Source organism: Xaviernesmea oryzae, from assembly GCF_900109605.1.
Taxonomy (GTDB): Bacteria; Pseudomonadota; Alphaproteobacteria; order Rhizobiales; family Rhizobiaceae; genus Xaviernesmea; species Xaviernesmea oryzae.
The window spans coordinates 1-19174 of sequence record NZ_FOAM01000006.1 but is presented as its reverse complement, the minus strand read 5'-3'; the positions used below and the strand labels follow the sequence as shown (position 1 = coordinate 19174).

Below are 19174 nucleotides of genomic sequence, written 5' to 3'. Positions count from 1 at the left end.
GAATCTGTTCGACCTAAAGCCGTCGCGGCATCCCCGCGGCGGCTTTTTCATATCAGGTGAACCAAGCGTCCATTCTCCGGGTTTGGCTGCAGAGCATATTTGCAGCAAACGAAGAGGAGACGGGGATGGAGCATATCAGCGGCGGCTGCCTGTGTGGGAAGCTGCGTTTCGTCGCCTCGGGGCAGCCCTACCGAGTGGGCATCTGCCATTGCCTTGACTGCCGGAAGCATCACGGCGCTCTGTTTCATGCCTCCGCTATCTTTCCCGAGGATGCCGTGGTGGTCGAAGGCGAAGCGCGGGATTATGCCGGGCGCTTCTTCTGCCCTACCTGTGGCTCTCCGGTCTTTGCGCGAAGCGGAGATGAAGTCGAGATTCATCTCGGTTCGCTCGATGCTCCCGATCGTTTCACACCGACCTATGAACTCTGGACGATCCGGCGTGAGGCTTGGCTTCCGCCCTTTGCAGTCCGCAGGCATTATGAGCGCAATCGTGATGAGACGCGCCGTCAGGAGGAATAGCCGAAGGCCGGCCGAGGAGCACAGGATGGCGAGGCTGGCATGAGACAGAACGACAGGTGCCAGTTCCAGCTCCTTCCCGGTAACGGGATTTAATGAATTTTGACTCTAATTTTGAGACCTGTGCCGCTAAGACATGGCAAAGACCAGGCAGTGAGCCAATTGGGTCCTCAGACACAGAGCGGGTTCAATCCCCGATCTAGACCGCGCGCTTGCAAGGCGCGACGATGAAGGAGCTTTTATGACACGTCGCTATTTCGGCACCGATGGCATTCGCGGCCAGTCCAACCTCTTTCCGATGACGCCGGATCTGGCGATGCGGGTCGGCATTGCGGTTGGCACCATTTTCCGCCGGGGCGCGCATCGCCATCGGGTGGTGATCGGCAAGGACACGCGGCTTTCGGGCTATATGCTGGAAAATGCGATGGTTGCGGGCTTCACCGCCGCCGGGCTCGATGTCTTCCTTCTCGGACCAATTCCCACGCCCGGCGTCGCGATGCTGACCCGCTCGCTGCGTGCGGATATCGGCGTGATGATTTCGGCCTCCCACAATCCCTTCCAAGACAATGGCATCAAGCTGTTCGGCCCTGATGGCTATAAGCTCTCGGACGAAATCGAGGCGCGTATCGAGGAGCTTCTCGATCAGGATCTGTCAGGCCAGTTGGCCAAGGCGGAAGATATCGGCCGCGCCAAGCGCGTGGATGGCGACATCTATCGCTATATCGAACATGCCAAGCGCACGCTGCCGCGTGATGTCACGCTCAAGGGCCTGCGCGTGGCCATCGATTGCGCCAATGGTGCAGCCTACAAGGTCGCGCCGCTGGCCCTTTGGGAGCTCGGCGCCGATGTGGTGACGATCGGTGCCGATCCGAATGGTACCAACATCAATCTCGATTGCGGTTCCACCAACCCCGCCGCTCTGCAGAAGAAGGTGCACGAGGTGCGCGCCGATATCGGTATTGCGCTGGATGGCGACGCCGATCGCGTCCAGCTCGTCGATGAACGCGGCCAGATCGTCGATGGCGACCAGTTGATGGCTGTGATCGCCGATCAATGGGCCCTGGATGGTCAGCTCAAAGGCGACGGCATCGTCGCGACCGTCATGTCCAATCTGGGGCTGGAGCGTTATCTGCACGGTCGTGGCCTGACCCTGCAACGCACCAAGGTCGGCGACCGCTACGTGGTCGAGCATATGCGTGAGCATGGCTACAATCTCGGCGGCGAACAGTCCGGCCACATCGTCATGTCGGATTTCGGCACGACCGGCGACGGTCTGGTGGCCGCGCTTCAGGTCTTGGCTGCCGTCAAGCGGCTGGGCCGGCCGGTAAGCGAAATCTGCCATCGTTTCGAGCCCGTGCCGCAGGTCTTGAAGAATGTCCGCATTGCTTCCGGCAAGCCTTTGGAAGAGCCGGCGGTTGCCCAGGCGATCGGCGAGGCCGAATCGCGTCTAAAGGGTCGGGGGCGGCTGCTGATCCGCCCCTCGGGCACTGAGCCGCTCATCCGCGTGATGGCGGAGGGCGATGATCGCGCCGAGGTCGAGGCCATCGTCGATGGTCTGGTAGGCGTCATCGGCGCGGCGCGCAGCGCTGCCTGACCGATCGACAATCAAACCCTCTTTGGGTCTGCCGTTCGACAGTGTTCGCCGATCACGGACACTGTCGAATTGCGTTGCGCGAGGGCATGGCGAAACTTTACCCTTATGAAATGGCCGCAGGATGAATGGGTTCATTATCTCGCGCTAAGATCGCAATGCCTTCTGTAAAGCAGTTGCTCATAAGCAATACTCCGATACTTGCAATCTACGCATTTTCTTAATGCCGATGAATGATCGTAGTTAACAGGAATTTAACTCTTACTCATTATTGTCCAGCTCCATGAAGTCTGGGAAGGTCTGTCCGTTCCAGGCGCCCGGTCTGGAGTCGTCCCATGAAGAGAAGCGTGATCGGCGTGTTCGCCGTTTTGCTTGCGAGCACACCCGGCGTGGCCGCCGACCTTTACCCGGTGCAAGAGGCGCCACCGCCGGTCGCGGTCGCGCCCGTGGCAGGCGGCTGGTATCTGCGCGGTGATATCGGCTACGCCTTCACCGACCTGCGTGGCGCGCATTATTACCAAGGCCCTGGTCGCTATGTCCGTGACTTCGACAAGGCCGATCTCGACGATACCTGGACGGCCGGCATTGGTGTGGGTTACCGCGCCAGCGAGCATCTGCGCGCCGATCTGACGCTGGACCATCTCGGAAAAGCAGATTTCAGCGGCTCGACCACGGGAAGCTGCGGCGTCGCGACCGCCTGCACCTCGCGGGATGTTTCCGCCCTGACGGCCTGGAGCCTGATGGCCAATGCCTATGTCGATATCGGCACTTGGGGTCGCTTCACGCCCTATGTCGGTGGCGGCATCGGCGGCACGCGGGTCAAGTGGGACAAGCTGAAGAACACCAGCTGCGAAACCGGCAATTCCGGGAATTGCGACGAGACGGTGGAGCATGAGGGCAAGGAGCGCTGGCGCTTCACCTATGGGCTGATGGCCGGTACCGCCATCGACATCACCTGCAATCTGCAGGCCGATATCGGCTATCGCTTCCGCCATATCCTGGCCGGCGATATGTTCGGCTCAAAGCTGCATGGCGGTCCCGGTTCCGACAAGGGGCTTTATGTCCATGAAGCCCGCGCCGGTCTGCGCTATAATTTCGGCGATTGCGAACAGGCAGCCTATGTGCCCGAAGTTCCGGTGGACCAGCCAATCTACAAGTAAGCGATCCTCCATTCCACATCCTGCAAAGGCCGCCACCGCGCGGCCTTTTCTGCGTCTTCTCCAGGCCTGTTGCGCTTACGACGATGTCTCCACCGGATTGATAAGCCATCGCGAGCGGAGCGATGCCGCCTGGAACGGCAGGTTCACGCCAGCCTGACCGTCTACAGCTTCGCACATCTGACAGCGCCTCAAGGACGCTGTAACGCCTTCAAACCTTTGCGTCATTTTTTCCTTAAATCGATGCCGGTTTAGGGAGGTGAGGTGCAAGGGAGGGATGGTCATCGACATGGAGACGCTGATGTCCGCTCCCTTCGCCAAGGCCATTGCACGCTACAAGGCCGAGGATGTTTCGGGCGCCATTGCCGCGCTTGATCCGCTGTTGCGATCGGGCAAGCCGCTGCCTTTCGAGGTGCTCTTGCTGGCGGCCCAGTGTTTTACCAAGGCGGAGCTGTGACGCGAGGCTGCCACCTATTATAACCGCGCCGCCGATCTCCAGACCGCCAACGCGCCGATGTTGCGTGGTCTTGCCGCAGGGCTGATGGTGCGCGTGGACGACGATTATGCGATGCTTGATCGCGCCCGTCAGGCGGCCCTTAGCGGTGTGTTCAATCAGGAGGTGGAGAACTACTACCGCTTCCTGCTGCATGAACATGTGTGCATCAATGAGGCACGCTGAAGACGAGCGCTTCCTGGCCGGCATGAAGGCGGGCGATGCCAAGCTCTTCGGCGTCGAATTTCCGTCCAGCAACATCAACTGGTGCGATGACGAGAGCATCAATTCTCGTATGACGTACACGCTGATCGAAACGCCTTTTACGCCGCAGAGCACCGCCGCGCGCCGGCGCCGTCCGCACGTCTTTCAGGAGAAGATCCGCGTCGGCTATCTCTCCAGCGATTTCTTTGCCTCGCACGCCACGCTCGTGCTGTTTCGCGGTGTGCTGGAACTGCACGATCCCGACCTCTCTGAGGTGACCTTCTTCTGCCACACCGACCCCGATCATGCCGCCACCGATACGGGCTGGCGCGCCCTGCAGCCATCGCTGGTCTCTGTCCGCGACATGACGGATGCGCAGGCTGCCGAGACCATCCGTGCTGCGGGGATCGATATTCTCATCGATCTCAAGGGCCATACGAAAGGCGGCCGGGGCGGCATCCTCAATGCGGGAGCGGCGCCGATCCAGGTGGCCTATATCGGCTATCCCGGCTCCGGCTGCGGCATCGACTATGATTATATCATTGGCGACCGCTTTGTGCTGCCCGACAGCAGCAAGCCGTATTATCACGAAAAATTCTGCCGGATGCCGGAGAGCTATCAGGCCAACGACGATTTTTATCGGCCCGATCCACCGCCCTTGCCGCGTTCGGCGCTGGGGCTTCCGGCTGACCGCTTCGTCTTCGCCTCCTTCAATGCCGCCCGCAAAATCTCGCATCGTACCGCGAGGCTCTGGGCGCGTATCATGAGGCAGGTGCCGGACTCCGTGCTGTGGATCCTGTGCCTCGGCAATCTCGCGCGCGACAATTTCTCGAACTGGATGGTCGACCAGGGCATTTCCCGCGATCGCATCATCATGACCGGAGGCCTTGATTACGGGCGGCATATCGCCAGGTTAAAGGCAGCCGATTTCGGCCTCGAAACCTATCCGGTCAATGGCCATACGACGAGCAGCGACAAGCTCTGGGCCGGCCTACCGATCGCCACCTTCAAGGGTCGGCATTTCGCCTCACGGGTTTCGGAGAGCCTGCTGAACGCAATCGGCCTGCCGGAAATGGTGGCCGAGGACGAGGAGGCCTATGAGGCACTGGTCGTGGCGCTCGCCAAGGATCGCCAGCGCCTGGCGGCCTTGCGCGAAAAACTGCAGAACAACAGGACGACGACGCCTCTCTTCGACACGCTGCACTTTACCCGTCATCTGGAATGCGCCTATCGCATGATGATCGACCGGGCAAAGGCCGGGCTGGATCCCGATCATTTCGACGTGCCGCCTTTGCCGTGATCCCGGCCGCATCTCTGCAACGAGAATTATGGCTGTGGCGACATCCTGGCTGGACCAGCGCGACGGCAGGTTCGCGCCAGCCGGATCGGCTATGGCGGAAGAATTTCGATCCATCTGGAGATCCGCCCATGTCCGCGTCCTTCGCCAAGGCCTTGCAGCGCTATAAGGCCGATGACGTTTCCGGCGCCATTGCCGCCTTGAAGCCGATGCTGCAGCCAAAGCGCATCCCGCTCGAGGTGCTGCTGCTGGCGGGGCAGTGCTTCACCAAGGCAGAGCATTGGCGCGAGGCTGCGAGCTATTACAGCCGGGCAGCGGATTTGCACGCCGCCAATGCGCCGATGCTGCGCGCACTGGCGGCCAATCTCCTGGCGCGCACCGACGATAGCTACGAGGCTATGCAGACTGCGCGAAAAGCGGCGCGCAACGGTGTCTTCGATGCCGATGCCGAAGACATCTATCGCAGGAATCTGCAGGATTTCGTCTGCCTCGATGAGGCGCAGGTGGAGAACGAGCGGTTCCTGGCCGGCCTCAAGGCGGGCGACGAGAAGCTGCTCGGCGTCGAATACCCCTTCATGAACATCAACTGGTGCGATGACGAGAGCATCAACGCGCGCATGACCAACACCAAGCTGAAGATCCCTTTGACCGCGCAAGCGCGGGCAGCCCGGCGGGCGCGGCCGCATGCGTTTCAAGACCGGCTGCGGATCGGCTATCTCTCCTGCGATTTCTATTCCCAGCACGCGACAATGCTGCTCTTTCGCGGTGTGCTCGATTTGCACGATCCCGAGCAGGTCGACGTCACGCTCTTTTGCTATACCAATCCCAAAAACACCGTCTTAGACGATGGCTGGCGCGGCCAGCAGCCCAAGCTGATCGACATCCACACGCTGTCGGACGAGCAGGCCGTCGCCCGTATCAGGGAGGAAGAGATCGATATTCTGGTCGATCTAAAGGGGCACACGCGGGGTGGGCGCGGGGATATCCTCAACATCGGTGCGGCGCCCATCCAGGTGGCCTATCTGGGCTTTCCCGGTTCCGGCGTCGGCATCGATTGCGACTATATCATCGGCGATCCCATCGTGCTGCCGGAGAGCAGCAAGCCCTATTACCACGAGAAATTCTGCCGCCTGCCGGAGAGCTACCAGGCAAACGACCGGCTCCACCGGCCGGATCCGCCGGCAACGTCGCGCGCCAGTCTCGGCCTGCCCGAAGGAGCCTTTGTCTTCGCTTCGTTCAACGCGGTGCGGAAAGTCACGCCGCGTACGGCCGCGCTTTGGGCGCGCATCCTTCTTTCGGTGCCGAATTCCGTTCTCTGGATCCTGTGTGCCGGCGACTTTGCCCGCGACAACCTGGCGAGCTGGATGGAAGGGAAGGGCGTCGCCCGCAGCCGCATCCTCTTTGCGCCCTTCGCCCATTATCCCGAGCATATCGCGCGGCTGAAGGTCGCCGATTTCGGTCTCGACACCTTTCCTGTCAACGGCCACACGACGAGCAGCGACAAGCTCTGGGCAGGGCTGCCGCTTGCCACCATCAAGGGGCGCCACTTCGCCTCCCGCGTGTCGGAGAGCCTCCTTGCCGCAGTGGGCCTTTCCGAACTCGTGGCCGAAGACGACGACGCCTATGTCGATCTGGTGGTGTCGCTGGCCAAGGACCGTGAGCGGCTGTCGGCTCTGCGCCACCATCTTTCAAAGGTGCGGGCTGAGGCGCCCCTCTTCGACACGGCGCGCTTCACTCGCCATCTCGAGAAGGCCTACCGGATGATGGCCGAGCGTGCCCAGACCGGCCAGGAGCCCGATCATTTCGACGTTCCGGCTCTGGATCATGGGGCATAGGATGGTCCGGCGCCTGGCAGAGCGCGCGGCGCGTTTTGAGATAGAGCATTGGACCGAAGTGGCGGCTGGCTTTCGGAACGTTCGATGCGAGAACACACTTCCAAAGCATCGCGCCGACTCCGATCGTAACCACGATGCTCCAGATCGCAAACCCGCATTCGCTGGCCATTCATGATGCGGATGCTTTTCCTTCAGGATTGTTAGTCATGTCGGCCTTGCTCGCTCAGGCGATGAACCTTTACCTCGCGAATGACCTTACCGGCGCGCTTGCCTTGCTCACGCCTTTGCTGGAGACGACCGACGATCTCGATCTGGAGCTTCTCCTTTTGATGGGCCAGTGCTTCGGCAAGGCCGAGCAATGGCGGGAGGCGGCCGTCGCCTATCGCCGCGCCGGTGATCTGGGGCCGCCCAACGCGCCGATGCTTTATACGCTGGCGGCCAATTTCCTGACGCGGGCCGGTGATGATCTGGGGGCAACCGACGCCTGGCGATTGGCCGCCCGCAGCGGCACTTTCGATCCCGACAGGGAAGATATGTATCGACGCTGCCTGCACGACTACCTCTTTCTGGAGGAGTCGCGCGCGGAGAACGAGCGGCTTCTCGACGGCCTGCGCAAGGGCGACGAGAGGCTGCTGGGCGTGGAGTTTCCGCTGGCTACCGTCATCTGGTGCGATGACGAAAGCATCGCCGCGCGCCTGACGAAAATGTCCTTCGCCACGCCCTTCAGCAAGGCCAACCGCGCGGCTCGCAAGGCGCGGACGCACGCCTTCGGGGAAAAGATCCGGGTCGGTTATCTCTCCGGCGATTTCTTCTCCGCCCATGCGACCATGGCTCTCATGCGCGGCGTGCTGGAAATGCACGATCCCGAAGCGTTCGAGGTCAAGCTCTTTTGCCACACCACGCCCAAGAACATCCTGATGGACGATGGCTGGCGCGATCTAGAGCCATCGCTCGTTTCCGTTATGGCGCTTTCGGACGCCGAAGCGGCAGAGGTCATCCGGGCGGCCAAGATCGATATTCTCGTGGATCTCAAGGGTCACACACGCGATAGCCGCAGCGGGATTTTAAATGCCGGAGCCGCTCCCATCCAGGTTGCCTATCTCGGTTTTCCCGGCTCGGGCTGCGGCATCGACTATGACTATATCATCGGCGACCGGATCGTGCTGCCCGAGAGCAGCAAGCCATATTATCACGAGAAATTCTGCCGGCTGCCACACAGCTACCAGGCCAATGACGACTTCTACCGCCCGGACCCGCCTGCTCCCCCGCGCCGCAACCTTGGTCTGCCGGAGGATGCGGTGGTGCTCGCCTCGTTCAACGTCGCCCGCAAGATCACCCACCGCACCGCCACGCTCTGGGCGCGGATCCTGAAGGGTGCGCCCCAAGCGGTGCTCTGGATATTGCCTTACAGCGAGCTTGGATTTGACAATTTCGTCAACTGGATGGAAGCGCAAGGCATTGCCCGCGAACGCATCTTTCAGGCCGGTTGGACGCCTTATGATGCGCATATCGGGCGGGTGAAGGCGGCCGATCTTGGCCTGGACGCTTTCCCTTGCAACGGCCACACGACGACCAGCGACCTTCTCTGGGCAGGCGTGCCGGTCGCAACGATCAAAGGGCGCCACTTCGCCTCGCGCGTGTCGGAAAGTCTCCTTACGGCCATCGGACTCGACGATCTCGTGGCGGAGGATGACGACGCCTATGTCGCCATGATGGTGGCACTGGCCAGTGACCGAAGCAGGCTGAAAGCCCTGCGCGCCCGCCTGGCGGAAAATCGAACCACCATGCCGCTTTTCGATACGTTGCGGCTCACCCGTCATCTGGAAGCCGGCTATCGCCACATGGTGGAGCGCGCCAAGGCCGGGGCCGAGCCCGATCACTTCGACGTCGAGGCGATCGACTGAGCGCGCGACGGACAGTGCTCAGTCCTGCACCGATCTTGAGGGCCTCTGTCCAATAAGAAAAGGCCGCCGCAAGCCCCGGAAGGGTGCCTGCAGCGGCCTTTTGCAAAGGCAGACGATCGGTGGCTTATTCCACAGCGAAGGCCAGCGGCTTGGCGTGGCGGATGGCCGGGTTGGCGCGCAGACGGTCAAGCACCTCTTCCGAGACCGGGCCATCGACATAGAGCAGCGCGATCGCGTCCGAACCGGCTTCCTTGCGGCCCAGCTGGAAGTTGGCGATGTTGACGCCGGCTTCGCCGAGGGTGGAGCCGATGAAGCCGATCATGCCGGGAACGTCGGTGTTGGTGATGTAGATCATGTGGCTGCCGACATCGGCGTCCAGATTGATGTCCTTGATCTGAATGAAGCGCGGCTTGCCGTCCGAGAACACCGTGCCGGCGACGGCGCGGGTCATCGAATCCGTCTTGACCGTCAGCTTGATATAGCCGTCGAAGACGCCGGTCTTGTCGCGCTTGATCTCGGAGAGGATCACGCCCTTCTCCTTGATCATGATCGGCGCGGAGACCATGTTGACGTCCGATACCTGGCTGCGGATCAGGCCGGCCAGAGCCGCGCTGGTCAGAGCCTTGGTGTTCATGCGTGCTGTCGAGCCGTCGAACAGGATCTCGATTTCCTTGATCGGCTCTTCCGTGACCTGACCGACAAAGGCGCCGAGCACGTCGGCAAGCCGGATAAAGGGCTTCAGGATCGGGGCTTCCTCAGCGGTGATCGAGGGCATGTTGATGGCGTTGGAAACGGCACCCTTCACCAGATAGTCCGACATCTGCTCGGCCACCTGGAGCGCGACATTTTCCTGCGCTTCCGTGGTCGAGGCGCCCAGATGCGGCGTGCAGACGACGTTCGGAAGACCGAAGAGCGGGCTTTCCTTGGCGGGCTCGACCTCGAAGACGTCGAAGCCGGCACCGGCGACATGGCCGGACTTGATGGCGTCGGCAAGGGCAGCCTCATCGACCAGGCCACCGCGGGCGCAGTTGATGATACGCACGCCCGGCTTGGTCTTGGCCAGCGCCTCGGCATTCAGAATGCCGCGCGTCTTGTCGGTCATCGGCACGTGCAGGGTGATGAAGTCGGCCTGGGCCAGCAGTTCGTCCAGCTCGACCTTGGCAACGCCCATCTCTTCGGCCCGCTCCTTCGACAGGAAGGGGTCATAGGCGATGACGCGCATCTTAAGCCCGATAGCGCGGGCGCAGACGATTGAGCCGATATTGCCGGCGCCGATGACGCCGAGCGTCTTGCCGGTGATCTCGACGCCCATGAATTTGGACTTTTCCCACTTGCCGGCCTGGGTCGAGGCATCGGCAGCCGGAATCTGGCGGGCGACGGCGAACATCAGCGCGATGGCGTGCTCGGCCGTGGTGATCGAATTGCCGAAGGGCGTGTTCATGACGATGATGCCGCGACGCGAGGCGGCCGGGATATCGACATTGTCGACGCCGATGCCGGCGCGGCCGATCACCTTGAGATTGGTGGCGGCGGCGATCAGCTTTTCGGTCGCCTTGGTGGCCGAGCGGATCGCCAGGCCGTCATAATTGCCGATGATCTCGGCGAGCTTGTCCTTGTCCTTGCCGAGCTGCGGCTGAAAATCGACCTCGACGCCACGGTCGCGGAAGATCTGGACGGCGGTTTCGGAAAGTTCGTCGGACACGAGAACGCGGGGTGCCATGGTAGCCTCCAAGAATGGGCAAAGGGCAGAATTTGAGCAAAGAGGAGCATGACCGCGCAAACCGAGCTTGCGCGGCGAGGATGCTTCAAAGCGTCCAGCGACGGAACAGGCTCCGGCGCTGAAACGCGACCTGCAAGGAAATGGCCGATGCGCGGTTTAAGCGGCGGCCTTGGCGAGCGACGCCTTCTGCGCGGCAAAGGCCCAATCGAGCCAAGGCATCAGCGCGGCCATATCGGCGGTCTCGATCGTGGCGCCGGCCCAGATGCGCAGGCCTGAAGGCGCGTCGCGATAGGCACCGATATCATGGGCAACACCCTGACCTTCGAGCGCGGTCACCAAGCCCTTGGCAAAGGCGGCCTGGGCCTTCTCATCGAGTGCCGTCACCTCTGGATCGACGATCTTGAGGCAGACGGAGGTGTTGGAACGCGTTGCCGGGTCTTCCGCCAGATTGGCGATCCACGGAGTCTTCTCGACGAAGTCGAAGATCACCTTGGCATTGGCGTCCGCACGCGCCATCAGCGCCTTCAGCCCGCCGATGGACTTCGCCCAATTCAGCGCGTCGATATAGTCTTCCACGCAGAGCATGGAGGGGGTGTTGATCGTCTCACCCTCGAAGATGCCCTCGATCAGCTTGCCGCCCTTGGTCATGCGGAAGATCTTCGGCAGTGGCCAAGCGGGCGCATAGGATTCCAGCCGGGCAACGGCGCGCGGGCTCAGGATCAGCACACCATGACCGCCTTCGCCACCAAGCACCTTCTGCCAGGAGAAGGTAACGACATCGAGCTTGGAGAAGTCCATCGCCTGGGCAAACGCCGCCGAGGTGGCGTCGCAGATGGTCAGGCCTTGACGATCGGCCGGGATGAAATCGGCATTGGGAACGCGAACGCCCGAGGTGGTGCCGTTCCAGGTGAAGACGACGTCGCGGTCGAAGTCGAGTGCACCGAGATCCGGCAGCTTGCCGTAATCGGCCTCGAACTTGCGCACGTCGGGCAGCTTCAGCTGCTTGACGACATCGGTGACCCAGCCGGAGCCGAAGCTTTCCCACGCGACCATGTCGACGCCACGGGCGCCGAGCAGCGACCAGAGCGCCATTTCGACGGCACCGGTGTCGGAGGCCGGCACGATGCCGATGCGGTAATCCGCCGGAACCTCAAGAATTTCGCGGGTGAGATCGATGGCCAGCTTCAGCTTGGCCTTGCCAACCTTGGCCCTGTGCGAGCGGCCGAGCGGCGCATCGGAGAGGGCATCGAGCGACCAACCGGGACGCTTCGAGCAGGGGCCAGAAGAGAAATGGGTATTGTTCGGACGTGCGTCCGGCGTTGCGAGATCCGCCATATTGGCTATCCTTCCAGATAGAAAGCCTCTCGTTGGGGAGAGGTGTCCCGCCGCCGTTGTTAAGCGGATGCGCGGAGAAAGTCAAGGCGGCGATGTCGTTTTAAAAGCCTAATATGTCGCAGCTTTGACCATCGGCTCTGGGCTGACGGATCCGGGAGACATGAAGGGCTCAGGATCGGTCTCTGAAAAGGACGAGGCAGCGCAGAAGGGCGGCCCAGTCGAAGGCCGCCCGTTCTTGTTTTTGATATTTTGAGGATGCGCGCCGCGTCAATCGAAGAAGAAGCGCAGGCCGGCGCGGATCTCATGGCGGCGCAGGCCGTCGTCGCGGGTCTTGTCCCCGGTCGCGCCATTGGCCGCTTCCCAGCCCTTGTAATCGAAGATCTTGCCATCGGCGATGTCGCTGTAGCGATAGCCGACATCCAGCGCCAGGCGGTCCGTCAGATTGTAGGAGGCGCCGGCCATCAGGGCATAGGTGAAGCGCCAGCTGGCCTCTCCATCATAGCGTTCGCCCTGCAGGGCGTTGCCGGAGCAGGCGGCCCCGGCCTCCTGGCACGTCCAGCTTTCCTTCACCGAGCCATAGGACAGCCTGGTGGCGCCGACGCCTGCGCCGATATAGGGGGTGATGCCGGCAATGGTGGCAAGATCGACATAGCCATTGGCCATCAGGCTGATGCCCTCATAGTCGGCCTTGTGCGAATGGTGGCAGTTGGTGCCGCTCGCTTCGCCGGAGCAGGCGCCGAGCACGTCGCTGTCGCCTTTGAAATCACCCTGAAAATATTCGGCGGTGATATCCGTGCGCAGCATGTCGTTGACACGCGCACCGATGCCGATCGTGCCGGCCAGCGGTTCGCCGAAGCGCACTTCGTCAAAGCCGATGGTGCGCGTCGAGGTGCCGTCGAAAGCCTTCAAGCTGGCGTCGCCGCCCTTGCTCTTCACCGTGAAGCCGATGTCACCGCGGAGATAAAGCGTGGGGCTGTCGGAGGCCTTGCCGATCACGACTTCCGGCACCTGTTCGAAATTCATGTCGGCACCATGGGCCGGAGCGCCGGCTGCCAGCACGACGAGAAGACCCGCCGCAATCCACCATCCCCCGCGTTCCATATCCGCTCCGTCTCGCTTGCCCGGAAACGAATCCCTTCCGGCGCTTTTGTCTGGAGCCGATTTTTCACCTTTGATGGTTAATGGATTGTTAATCCGGGCAGGTCGGACTTACGGTTTGACGTTGCGTCCCCATTCCGCCACCGCGATCCCGCCCAGCGCCAGTGCCAGTGCGGCGAGATGGTAGAGGTGCAGGGTCTCGCCCAGGAAAGCCAGCGACAGCAGGGTGCCGAAGATCGGGATCAGGTTGATGAACAGGCCGGCGCGGTTGGGGCCGATCATCTCGACGCCGCGCACATACAGAATCTGCGAGATCAGCGAGGGCATGAGGCCGGCAAACAGCGCTACGCCCCAGCCTGTCGTGTCCGGCAAATGAAATTTCCCGCTTTCCATTTCCACCACGAGCGGCACCAGCGCGGCGAGGAAGGCGCCGAGAACCGAGACCGAGATCAGGCTCTGCCAGTGGATGGACGGCTTGAAGCGCAGCGCAACGGTATAAATCGCATAGACCAGCACAGCTGCCATCATCAGTGCATCGCCTCGGTTGAGGTCGAGCGCGAGAAGCCGTGCTGGCTCGCCCTGCGACACCGTCAGGACCACGCCGAGGATGGTGAGCGCGAAGCCTGCCCATTGCGCGATGCGGACTGCGGTGCGGAACAGCAGGAAATTCAGGCCGAAGATCACCATGGGGATCGCCGCCTGGGCGACGACCGCGTTGATGGCGCTGGTGTGCTGAAGCGCGGCATAAAGAAAGGCATTGAAACAGGTGAAGCCCACCGCCCCATATCCCAAGAGCAGCGGCAGGTGCTGGCGGATCACCCGCCAGTCCCGCCGGATCTGCGGGCCGGCGAAGAGCGCGAGTGCGCAACCGGCAATCGCCCAACGCATGGCATTGAGCGCCATGGGGCTGACATGGCCGACCGACATTTTTCCGGCAACCGAATTGCCGCCCCAGATCAGCGTGGTGACGATGAGGAAGGTGTAGGCCTTGGCGTTTGAAGTGGCATGCATACGGGGATCTCGGGATGGCAAGCGTGCGGCTGGGGGCTCCAGGCGCCGGTGTCTGCCCCGTTCCTAGCCGCCGGCTCCGGCCTGTTCAACCGCCGCCACGGCTGGCTTTGCGGCTGGAGGCGACGATTAGCGAGGAAATCAAGTGGCCAACGGCGAGTTTCCCGCCCATGGGAGTCGATTTCCCCGGAACAAGTCAGTATAGATGCGCGAATTTTTGTGGCAGGCGAAGCCCTGCGCTTCAGCTATGGGATAGGTGAAAATGACGAATGTCGTGGTGGTCGGCTCGCAATGGGGCGACGAGGGCAAGGGCAAGATCGTCGACTGGCTTTCCGAGCGCGCCGATGTCGTCGTGCGCTTCCAGGGCGGTCACAATGCCGGACATACCCTCGTGATCGACGGCGTCAGCTACAAGCTTTCTCTGCTGCCGTCGGGCGTCGTGCGTCCCGGCAAGCTGGCTGTCATCGGCAATGGCGTGGTCATCGATCCGCATGCGCTGATTGCCGAAATCGAGCGGCTGGACGGGCAGGGCGTGACGATTTCGCCCGACAATCTGCGCGTTGCCGACAATGCCACGCTGATCCTTTCGCTGCACCGCCAGCTCGACGCGTTGCGCGAGGATGCGGCCTCCAACAGCGGCACCAAGATCGGGACCACCCGCCGCGGCATCGGCCCGGCCTATGAGGACAAGGTCGGCCGCCGCGCCATCCGCGTCATGGACCTGGCCGATCTCGATACGCTCCCGGCCAAGGTCGACCGGCTGCTGACCCATCACAATGCGCTTCGTCGTGGTCTGGGCGAGCCCGAAGTCAGCCATGAAAGCATCATGGAAGAGCTGTCCACGATCGCCGCTCGCGTACTGCCCTTCATGGACACGGTCTGGCTGCTTCTCGACCGGCACCGCCGCCGTGGCGCGCGGATCCTGTTCGAAGGCGCGCAGGGCACGCTGCTCGATATCGACCATGGCACCTACCCCTTTGTCACCTCCTCCAATACGGTGGCCGGACAGGCGGCGGCGGGATCGGGCATGGGGCCGGGCGCGCTCGGCTATATTCTCGGCATCACCAAGGCCTATACGACCCGTGTCGGCGAAGGCCCGTTCCCAACCGAGCTGAAAGATGCGATCGGCGAGTTTCTGGGCGAGCGCGGCCATGAATTCGGCGTGGTTACAGGGCGTAAGCGGCGGTGCGGCTGGTTCGATGCGGCGCTGGTGCGCCAGTCGGTCGCCGTCAACGGCATTAGCGGCATCGCGCTGACGAAGCTCGACGTGCTCGACGGCTTGGACGAGCTGAAGATCTGCGTCGGGTACAAGCTCGACGGCGTGGAGATCGACCACCTTCCGGCCGCGCAAGCCGCTCAGGCACGGGTGGAGCCGATCTACATCACCCTGGAAGGCTGGAAGGAATCGACGGTGGGTGCCCGTTCCTGGGCGGATCTGCCTGCCCAGGCGATCAAATATGTGCGCCAGGTCGAAGAATTGATCGGCGCGCCGGTGGCGCTTCTGTCCACAAGCCCCGAGCGGGACGACACGATACTTGTGACGGACCCGTTTGAGGATTAGTTTGAGGCTTGACGGCTCGATAGCAGGTGCCGAGAGCCTCGCGAGCATTTTGAGAAAGTTCTGATGGCGGATTTTGTAGCAGTTATTCGCAGGACCGTTGACGGCCTGTCCGACAATAGTCCCGAAATGCGTGCGCGAGTCTATGAAAAGGCGCGCGGCGCCGTTCGCCGTCAGCTCGAGGGAATGAAGCCGCGTCCGTCTGACGACATGATCAACCGTCAGATGACCAAGCTCGAAGCGGCAATCGCCGATGTCGAAAGCGATTTCGCCGAGGCGGTTGCCGAAGAGGCGCCGATCGAGGATATCGCAGGCGAAGCGGCAGCGCCCGATCAGCCGGTCTATGATGAAAGTCACGAGCCGGCTGCGCAAGACGAGCGAGCCGACGCCGCGCATGCCGAATCCCAGGCCGAGCCGGCAGATGCCGAGCGCTCCGAAGGGCCGGCGCCTCTCTCGCCGCACGAGCCGCCGCCCGAACATTGGCAGACGCCTGTTGTGTTGCAGGAAGAGCCTGCGCCTGCCGCCACGCTCCCGGATCCAGCCGTCCACCAGGCGGCGCTGGAGGCGGATGATCGCAGCCGTGCCGAGGATGAGGCCCGATACGCCGATCATGCCGAGCCTGAGGCCCGTCAGCCTGTCGAGCATTACGAGCCTGCCGAGGCTTATGAGCCTGTCGTCAATGACCAGGTCCATTCGCATGAGGCCGATGTCCATGAGAACCGGACCTTTGAGCCGGCGCCACATCCCGACCGGGCTGATGAGCCGGCCTATGCGCCGGCGGAGCATGCACCAGCGCCGTCGGCTGCCTATGACGACGATCACGACGCGGCACCTGCGCACGATCATGCTCATCATCCGGCAGATGCCTATGATCTCCCCGACGATCATCGGACCGATGGATATGTGCCGGATGAATTCGCAGGCCGTCCCGCCGAGACTGCGGCCGAGGATCGCTTCGGCATCGCGCCTGTCGAACCGGCGCCTTATGAACCCGAGCATGCCGAATTTGCGCCTGCCGAGCCGGCTCCCGTCGAGCCTGCCCATGATGCGTGGACGGACGCCGCGCCAGAGGCCTATGACGACCGGCTGCTAGACGATCCTTATGCGCAGCATGCAGAGGTGCAAGCCGCGCCTCAAGCGCATGCCGAACCTTGGCCCGCACCGGAGGCCTATCATGCAGGGGATGCGGCGGCGGACGATGCCGCGCGTGCTCTGGCCGAAGAATATGACGATCTCTCCGATCAGGCTTCGGGCCCGTTCGAGACGCATGCGCAGGCTGTGGTCGAGCCGCATGTGCCGGCAGAGCCTGCCTACGAAGTTCCGGCCCCTGCGCCATCCCAGCAGGCTGCCGCTGCTTCGGCCGAGGATGATGCCGCGGCCGCGCTTGTGGAAGCCTATGGCGACGGCGCGGGCCGCGCGCAGCAGATCCCGTCCGCCGACTGGGAGCTTCCCGAGTGGAACACGGCCTCAGCACCGGCGCCGGCCCAGCCCGTTCATGCCCATATCGAGCCGGAATGGCATCAGACGGCCGAGCACGTCGCCTATCCCGACGAACCGGAGGCCGTGGTCGTGCCTGCGGCTGCTGCGGTCGCACCCGCAGCCGGGGCGCCGGCGGTCATGGCCGATCCTCAGCGGGAAGCCGGCCAGGCCGAGGGATGGACGTGGGACGATCACGATCCCTTCGCCGCCACGCCGGACGCGGGGTCATCGCCCAAAAATGACGTCCGCAAAGAGGGCGAGGCCGACAGCGCGACAGGCTGGGCCTGGCCAGTGGAGGCTCAGCCCGCAACCGTGCAGGACGAGCGGCTGGAGCAGGACTGGGAAGCCATCGACGCCCTGCTGTCGCGCAGCGTGAACAAGGATGAGCCGGCAGCGGAAACGGAGGCGCCTGTCGTGGCGCCGCGTCCGATTTCCTACCGCACGGAACCCAAGCCACCGCGGTTCAGCATCAAGAAGGCATTGGGCCTGATCGTGCTTCTCGGTGTTCTCGGCGGCGGCGGCTATGCCTATTGGCTCCATCGCAGCACGGTAGACGCCTGGGTCGGCGACCTCCTGGCCTCGGCCAGTGTGCCCGCGCCAAGCCAAGCGCCCGGCAATGCAGGCCAGTCTTCCGGCAGCGCAAGCCCTGCCGCCACGACCGAAACGGCAGCGGTCGCGAACAAGTTCACCCAGCGGCTTCGGGCCGATGGCAGCGAGATCGACGAGGGCGTCGCCCCGGCGGCCGGCCGCTCGACAGCCGACGAAGGCCGATCCGTTTCCGCGCAAACGGAAGCCGGCAATCCGGTGGAAACGGCCCAGGCCGATCCGGCCCCGACGCCGACAGCCAATCCCGCACCAGCCGAAGGCGCTGCCGCGCCGGCCACCACGCCGCCTCCGGCCGGTTCGGTCTCTGCCACGGATGCGGGGACGCCTGCCGCGGCGGCCTCCGTCGAGGTGCCGGCCGGCGCGCAGAAGATGTTCCTTTACGAGGAGCGGCTCGGCCAGGCCGCGCCGACGGCGATCGAGGGCAGTGTGGCCTGGACCCTGAAAGAAGAGACGCCGGATGGCGCCAGCCGGCCCGAGCCCGTCATCCAGGCCCAGATCACGGTGCCCGGGCGTGGTCTGACAGCGCTGATGACGATCAAACGCAACACCGACAGCTCGCTGCCGGCCAGCCACGTGATCGAATTTGTCTTCTCGCTGCCCGCCAATTTCGAGGGCGGCACGATTGCCGGCGTTCAGCGCGTCTCGATGAAGCGGACCGAACAGGATCGCGGCGATGCGCTGATCGGTGTGCCGGCCAAGATCACCGACGACTTCCATATGATCGCGCTCAACGATTTTCCGGAAGCCGTGAAGACCAATCTCGACCTTCTGGGCAGCCGCGGCTGGATGGACATTCCCTTGACCTATCGCAACGGCCGTCGTGCTTTGCTGACCCTGGACAAGGGCACGGCCGGCGCCGATGCTTTCAGCCAGGCGCTGCGCACTTGGGCCGCGATCAAGCCTTCGGCTGGCTAAAGGCTTTTTGTGCCCCTAAGGGCGTACAAAACGCCATGTGCCGGGTCAGCACGTGAACAGAAAGCAGGATGGCCGGCGTTCAAAGCGCCGGCCATTTTCGTTTTTCGTTTGGTGTCTAAAGTATGTCGCATTTATTCAGCCTCATATCCTGCGGCTTTGAAGAAGTTTCGGCATTCGGTGACGGAGAAGAGGCTGATGATGTCACCGAGGGCTTGGGCAAGCGCGTCGAAGCTTCTGGCGGCTCGCTTTCGTAAGAGCGCCTTGAGCTTTGAGAACGCCATTTCGATGGGGTTCAGGTCCGGCGAATAGGGCGGCAGGAAGAGCAGCCACGCTCCCTTGGCCTTGACCAACTGTTCTGCTCGTTCACTTTTGTGGAAACCGACATTGTCGAGAATGACGACATCGCCGGGCGACAGTGTCGGCACAAGCTGTGTCTCGATCCAGGTTTCGAAAATGCGG

At 62.8% G+C, this 19174-nt stretch carries 15 protein-coding genes; 10 read left to right on the top strand and 5 right to left on the bottom strand.

The window, feature by feature from the left end:
- The first annotated feature begins 125 nt into the window (after positions 1-125).
- The 8 genes from BMX61_RS08800 (at position 126) to BMX61_RS08770 (ending at position 8996) form a co-directional block, all read left to right on the top strand.
- A complete protein-coding gene (locus BMX61_RS08800; RefSeq protein WP_075627007.1) occupies positions 126-518 on the top strand; it encodes a GFA family protein in 393 nt (130 codons plus the stop codon).
- A 238-nt stretch (positions 519-756) separates the two neighbouring features.
- Entirely contained in the window at positions 757-2109 is a 1353-nt protein-coding gene (gene glmM, locus BMX61_RS08795; protein ID WP_075627008.1) for a phosphoglucosamine mutase, read from the top strand.
- Between the two features lie 332 nt (positions 2110-2441).
- Complete coding sequence (locus BMX61_RS08790) at positions 2442-3266, top strand: outer membrane protein (RefSeq protein WP_075627009.1); 825 nt, start codon at positions 2442-2444, stop codon at positions 3264-3266.
- A gap of 298 nt (positions 3267-3564) precedes the next feature.
- The gene (locus BMX61_RS24635; RefSeq protein WP_170854921.1) at positions 3565-3720 is read left to right on the top strand and encodes a hypothetical protein; all 156 of its coding nucleotides are present in this window, start codon (positions 3565-3567) and stop codon (positions 3718-3720) included.
- A gap of 57 nt (positions 3721-3777) precedes the next feature.
- Entirely contained in the window at positions 3778-3942 is a 165-nt protein-coding gene (locus tag BMX61_RS24630) for a hypothetical protein (protein ID WP_170854920.1), read from the top strand.
- Complete coding sequence (locus BMX61_RS08780; RefSeq protein WP_075627011.1) at positions 3929-5260, top strand: O-linked N-acetylglucosamine transferase, SPINDLY family protein; 1332 nt, start codon at positions 3929-3931, stop codon at positions 5258-5260. The genes BMX61_RS24630 and BMX61_RS08780 overlap by 14 nt, the downstream gene beginning before the upstream one ends.
- Positions 5261-5388: 128 nt before the next feature.
- Positions 5389-7092 (top strand): O-linked N-acetylglucosamine transferase, SPINDLY family protein, encoded by a 1704-nt coding sequence (locus BMX61_RS24885; RefSeq protein ID WP_075627012.1) that lies wholly within the window; start codon positions 5389-5391, stop codon positions 7090-7092.
- 206 nt (positions 7093-7298) lie between these two features.
- Positions 7299-8996: an O-linked N-acetylglucosamine transferase, SPINDLY family protein gene (locus tag BMX61_RS08770; RefSeq protein ID WP_075627013.1), complete on the top strand. Its 1698-nt coding sequence runs from the start codon at positions 7299-7301 to the stop codon at positions 8994-8996.
- Positions 8997-9120: 124 nt separating this feature from the next.
- Here the strand turns inward: BMX61_RS08770 and serA are convergent, their stop codons facing one another.
- The 4 genes from serA to BMX61_RS08750 form a co-directional block, all read right to left on the bottom strand.
- On the bottom strand, positions 9121-10716 hold the full coding sequence (serA, locus tag BMX61_RS08765; RefSeq protein ID WP_075627014.1) for a phosphoglycerate dehydrogenase: 1596 nt from the start codon (positions 10714-10716) through the stop codon (positions 9121-9123).
- Positions 10717-10872: 156 nt separating this feature from the next.
- Positions 10873-12051: a phosphoserine transaminase gene (locus BMX61_RS08760; protein WP_075627015.1), complete on the bottom strand. Its 1179-nt coding sequence runs from the start codon at positions 12049-12051 to the stop codon at positions 10873-10875.
- Between the two features lie 267 nt (positions 12052-12318).
- Positions 12319-13152 carry an outer membrane protein gene (locus BMX61_RS08755; protein WP_075627016.1) on the bottom strand — a complete coding sequence of 278 codons (834 nt, stop codon included), beginning with the start codon at positions 13150-13152 and terminating at the stop codon, positions 12319-12321.
- A gap of 108 nt (positions 13153-13260) precedes the next feature.
- On the bottom strand, positions 13261-14160 hold the full coding sequence (locus BMX61_RS08750; protein WP_075627017.1) for a DMT family transporter: 900 nt from the start codon (positions 14158-14160) through the stop codon (positions 13261-13263).
- Positions 14161-14419: 259 nt separating this feature from the next.
- Here BMX61_RS08750 and BMX61_RS08745 point away from each other — a divergent pair, with 259 nt between their 5' ends.
- Positions 14420-15718: an adenylosuccinate synthase gene (locus BMX61_RS08745; RefSeq protein WP_075627018.1), complete on the top strand. Its 1299-nt coding sequence runs from the start codon at positions 14420-14422 to the stop codon at positions 15716-15718.
- A 63-nt stretch (positions 15719-15781) separates the two neighbouring features.
- Entirely contained in the window at positions 15782-18715 is a 2934-nt protein-coding gene (locus BMX61_RS08740; RefSeq protein WP_139198896.1) for a hypothetical protein, read from the top strand.
- Positions 18716-18846: 131 nt separating this feature from the next.
- On the opposite strand, the gene BMX61_RS08735 is transcribed toward BMX61_RS08740, so the two are convergent.
- The coding region (locus BMX61_RS08735) for a transposase (protein WP_139198895.1) at positions 18847-19174 on the bottom strand (328 nt) is incomplete at its 5' end.